Annotated in this window: 5 protein-coding genes and 1 pseudogene; 3 read left to right on the top strand and 3 right to left on the bottom strand. The window is 34.0% G+C overall.

Annotated elements, in window-relative coordinates:
- Positions 1-155: 155 nt before the first annotated feature.
- From A7967_RS21820 to A7967_RS21830, 3 genes are all read left to right on the top strand, one after another.
- Positions 156-1,301 (top strand): helix-turn-helix transcriptional regulator, encoded by a 1,146-nt coding sequence (locus A7967_RS21820; RefSeq protein WP_054205738.1) that lies wholly within the window; start codon positions 156-158, stop codon positions 1,299-1,301.
- A 180-nt stretch (positions 1,302-1,481) separates the two neighbouring features.
- The gene (locus A7967_RS21825; RefSeq protein ID WP_157756437.1) at positions 1,482-2,687 is read left to right on the top strand and encodes a serine hydrolase domain-containing protein; all 1,206 of its coding nucleotides are present in this window, start codon (positions 1,482-1,484) and stop codon (positions 2,685-2,687) included.
- A 165-nt stretch (positions 2,688-2,852) separates the two neighbouring features.
- Positions 2,853-3,467, top strand: a complete 615-nt coding sequence (locus A7967_RS21830) for a class I SAM-dependent methyltransferase (protein ID WP_054205740.1) — start codon at positions 2,853-2,855, stop codon at positions 3,465-3,467.
- A 210-nt stretch (positions 3,468-3,677) separates the two neighbouring features.
- Here the strand turns inward: A7967_RS21830 and A7967_RS23685 are convergent, their stop codons facing one another.
- The 3 genes and pseudogenes from A7967_RS23685 to A7967_RS23535 all read right to left on the bottom strand — a co-directional run.
- Positions 3,678-3,914 (bottom strand): LytTR family transcriptional regulator DNA-binding domain-containing protein, encoded by a 237-nt coding sequence (locus A7967_RS23685; protein WP_082379052.1) that lies wholly within the window; start codon positions 3,912-3,914, stop codon positions 3,678-3,680.
- Between the two features lie 28 nt (positions 3,915-3,942).
- A complete protein-coding gene (locus A7967_RS22660; RefSeq protein ID WP_054205741.1) occupies positions 3,943-4,272 on the bottom strand; it encodes a response regulator in 330 nt (109 codons plus the stop codon).
- Positions 4,273-4,374: 102 nt separating this feature from the next.
- Positions 4,375-4,485, bottom strand: a pseudogene (locus A7967_RS23535) (thioredoxin-dependent thiol peroxidase); the annotation flags it as partial.
- Positions 4,486-4,803: the final 318 nt, after the last annotated feature.

The raw sequence follows: 4,803 nt of genomic DNA on the forward strand, positions 1-4,803 counted from the left end.
GGGCTTTTAATTGATTTGAAACTTGGTTAATCTGCATGTGAACTCTGTTTTTAGTCATTTTTTTATTGGCGTAACTATTTGATCATTAACAGAGTTCAACTTCAAGTTTCTTAAGATCCAACCTATGAATTTAAGCTAAAGGAAAACAAATAAAGATGTTGATTTTTCATGTTGCTCTTATTTCAATTGGTATTGTGCAAGCAGTTGTTTTGATTTTAGCAATGGTTGGTAAAAAAAATGAAGCGAACAGTACGCACAAGTGGCTGATTGCTCTATGTTTATTGCTCGTAATTAGCTTGGCAGAGGGTGTTGTTGATATTACTGGGCTAGATCAGGAATTCATTCATCTATCTATCCTGATTATACCTATCAACGGGTTATTCTTACCTTTATATTACGCTTATATTTCTGACATGGTTGGCAGCAAGCTCAAGGGTGTTTTACTTGTACATTTTACACCTTCGTTGCTTATGAGTTTAATGGTTTTCCCCTTACTGTTATTAGATGGTGGGGTTATCATTGAGTTATTTAGCGGTGATATGGATGACACGTATTTTGGCACTTTGATTTTTATCTCATTTTTTTTATTACTGATAATAACCATTGTTCAAGGTTGTTATTATATTCCAGCCTGCTTTAAACTTTTATCAAATTACAAAACTCTTATTGGTGAAAACTTATCATTTAATGAAAAAATATCATTAACGTGGTTAAAAGTTATGACAACAGGTCTTGCCATTATTTGGGTTATGTTAGTTATCGTACTTTTGACCGGAGAGTTGCTTTCGGAACATTTACTGACCGCCCTACACCTCATTAGCGCATTTCTAATTATTACCTTAAATGTTTTTGGTTTAAAGCAGGTAAATATATTCAAAAGACTCAGAATCGATACACATAAATTAACCGATGAAAGTACTTATGTTCTGAAAAAAGAAAAATATCAGCGTTCGTCTCTTGATAAGGCATTAGCTAATAAGATACATCAATCGCTCTTAACATTTATGGATACAGAAAAACCTTTTTTGAATAATGAACTATCTTTATCTAGTCTTGCCGATTCACTAGACTTAACACCACATTACCTTTCTCAAGTAATCAATCAAGTCACGAATAAAAATTTCTTTGAGTTTATTAATAGTTATCGTGTGCAATTTGCGAAAGAGCTTCTTTTAAATTCAAATGACACTGTTTTAAACATTGCAATGAATTCAGGGTTTAATTCAAAAACCACTTTCTATAATGCCTTTAAAAAAGACTCTTCAATCTCTCCATCAGAATACAGGGAGCTTAAAAAGTGAGCTGATGTAGTTTTTTAGCTATATTTTCAGTGTCCCGTCTTATCGGAACGGAAGAAAATATACATTTTTTGCCTGAGAATTAGATTTTTATAGATACAGAGGCAAAAAATGAATTACGCAAAAGCACTTACACGAATACTTCTTATTTTTCTACTAACGCTTATAACAGCTTGTGGAGGAGTGGAGGAAAAAATTACTTTTTTTCTCGGCGGTATAGCTAAAGACAAGCTTGACGATGTATATCAAACAGCAGAATCTGACCCAGAAATTATCAATCTTGCTATGAGTGTAGAAAGCCCTGCACAAAAATTTTCTTGGCATCAAGCAGGAGGTATTGCATATCCAAAGACCGGCGAAGAAATGACAATACAAACGCCATTTAGAATCGCAAGTATAGGAAAAACATTTACTGCCACATTGATCATGCAAATGATCGAAGCTGGTAGTCTTTCACTTTCAACGCCAATTAGTGATATTTTAACTGATAGTGATATGCCTCTTCATCATACGTTGAATGAATTACATCAGATAGGCGGCATTTCAAACGGTGAATCTTTAACAGTCGGTCAATTATTAAATCATACTAGTGGTTTACGAGATTATATCGCTGACGAACCTGATGACGATGCCACATCACATTCATTGGCCGCATTACAGATTTTAGATGTCACAAAGCTCCTACCAACAGGCATCTCTAAGCAATCATGGACAAGTATTAGCGTTCTTGAATACTTTTTTTCAAGCGGTATGCATCAATATGCAAAAAATAGCCCAGGTGAAAACTATCATTACTCTGATACTAATTATCTACTTTTAGGTATTATTATAGAAAAAATATCAGGAATGAGCCTAGCTGATAACTACCAAGTTGAGATTTTCTCTCAATCTGAAATGAACTTTGCATACTTAGAATGGCATGAAGCAGCAAAAGGAAAAGGGCCTGCTCATCATTACTCAAATTTATCGCCTTTTGGTATCGACGAAAATATTGATGTTATTGCAAGTGGACTCAATACTTCTTTTGATTGGGCTGGCGGCGGCATTGTATCGAATATAGAAGAGTTAAATTCATATGTTAGCGACCTATTCAACGATAAGCTGTTTCAGAATGTTAGTACCCTAAAAGAAATGCAAAAAACGGTTAATATTGAAAATGAAAGCTTTTCTTACGGATTGGGTATGAAGAGGATGGAGTATCAACTTGCGCATAAAACCGTTGTTGTTTATGGCCATGATGGGGCGTGGGGAACCGGTATGTATTATATTCCAGCAACAGACACGAGTATTGTATTTACAATAAATCAAGCTGCGCCTCAAGATAAAGATTGGCTATTAGAGATACTACGAGCACTGGATAAAGCTCTTTTATTTACTGCAATCAAGTAAACTTTGGCTATTACGTATTTGGCCTTTAGATATAGTAAACAGACCAAAAACGAAATTCTGTGACGACAAATCTGAGGCTCAAATACGAGTAGGTCAAACTTTCAATTGAAATAATAGAAAGCTCTAGATACAAGCTAATTCTATAAAATATTGGATATTAATATTATGATAGGTTCAAAAGTATTTTGGAACAAAAGTGCAATTAAATATGCTAAGACAGCCATTAAAGATATCAAAACATATCAAAAAAAATTATCTATTACGCAGCAATATTTAAATAAAGAGAGTGAGGTTTTAGAGTTTGGGTGTGGTAGTGGCGGCACAGCAATAATCCACGCTCCATTTGTAAAACAAATTGTTGCAACTGATATCTCTGAAAAAATGATTGAAATAGCTAAAAACAAGGCAATAGAATGTAATGTTAAAAATGTCATTTTCAGACAAAATACACTTGATGAGCTTATCCTTCACAATCAAGATTACGATGTTATTTTAGGTTTAAACGTTATTCATCTTCTGGAGGATGTAGATAATTCTATTAATTATGTTTACAAATTACTAAAAAATAATGGTGTTTTTATCTCAAGTACCTCATTAATAGGTGAGGTGAATTTAGTACTTAGATTACTATTATCATTAATGCAGTTTATTGGTTTGGCACCTTACGTATCTGTTTTGACCAAAAATCAGTTTATTAGTAAACTTAATAAAGCAGGGTTTTCGGTAGAGTTTGAGTGGCAAACTAGTAGTGAATCAATATTTATCGTTGCAAAAAAATAGAATATGAATTTTATCCACTTTAATAAGGGGGTACTAGTTTTTTAGTTTTAATTGATAGATATTCAGTAAGTAAGACTATGCATATGATTGACATAATTTATATATTCTTATCTTTATTGTATATCTATTTTTTAAAAGTTATTTTTACCCATTTAAATCAAAACCGCTTTGATAGCTTGCACCTTGGTTCGACCTATAGGTAGCCGATGACTAGATTTTAGCGTAAGCCAATACTTCCTTCCTTCCTTCCTCTGACTTAATAGATTGGAAGCAATCTATTGCCACAGTATAAGAGCGGTGGATACGAATAAAATTATCAGGTAGTAAATTGGTTAATTTATCTAAACTTTTATCGTGTAAAAAACTATTGTTGCTGTGCGTAAAGACTTTACAATAATGTCCTTCAGCTTTTAAATATTGCACTTGTTCTATAGCTAATAATTCAATTCTCCCTAAGCGCTTGTAAGTTAGATATTTACAGTGACCTGCTTGTTTTTGTTACAGCCTCTTTACTGCTTTCTTGAGTAAAGGGTTTAGCGACGAAATCCAGTATCCCTGCATCAAAAGCCTCAACCGCTCGGTCGGGGTTAGCAGAAACCACAGTAGTGTGAAAGCTTTCACTGAGTTGCTCCTTTTGTAAGGTAAACCCATCACAACCTTGCAGGTTGAGGTCCAAAAACAACAAATCTATACAATTTTGGTCTAGATAATTGTTAGCATCGTCAAGTGAATTACAGATTGTTATTTTAATGCTTTGCTCAGCAAAAGATTGCTCAACAAAACGTTTTAAGCGTTTGGTTACCATGTACTTTTATTTATAGCCAATAAAAAAGCGCTGCACATTGGCAACGCTTATGTATATTCTTAACAGCTTACAGCTTACAGCTTACAGCTTACAGCTTACAGCTCAGTCTTTAGTCAAATAATCCAACACCACTTGATGGTGATCTTTGGTTTTAAACTTATCAAACAAGTGTGTGATTTTGCCATCTTGACCAATTAAGAAACTTAAACGGTGCTGATTTATACCCCAATTAAAGTGCACATTATTTTTAAAAACAAAAGGATGAGGGGCTTTTTTGAGTGTGCATTTTTATTTTTGCACAGTTATATGATATGTATACTCAGGTGAGTTATTTAAATTTGCGAGAGAACACCTGTTCAGTTTAAGTGGGCACCTTTAATCCTGTCGATTATCCACATCTGACGCTGCCGACGAATACAGAGGTGTGGATCTAGGTGGTTGCAGTAACATAGAAACACACAAAATGAGATACACAAGAAAGAGAGCTACAAAGAGACACAGAAGAAGAACAGACGTTAAAGAAAGAACGAG

This window comes from Pseudoalteromonas neustonica, assembly GCF_001653135.1.
GTDB classification, from domain to species: domain Bacteria; phylum Pseudomonadota; class Gammaproteobacteria; order Enterobacterales; family Alteromonadaceae; genus Pseudoalteromonas; species Pseudoalteromonas neustonica.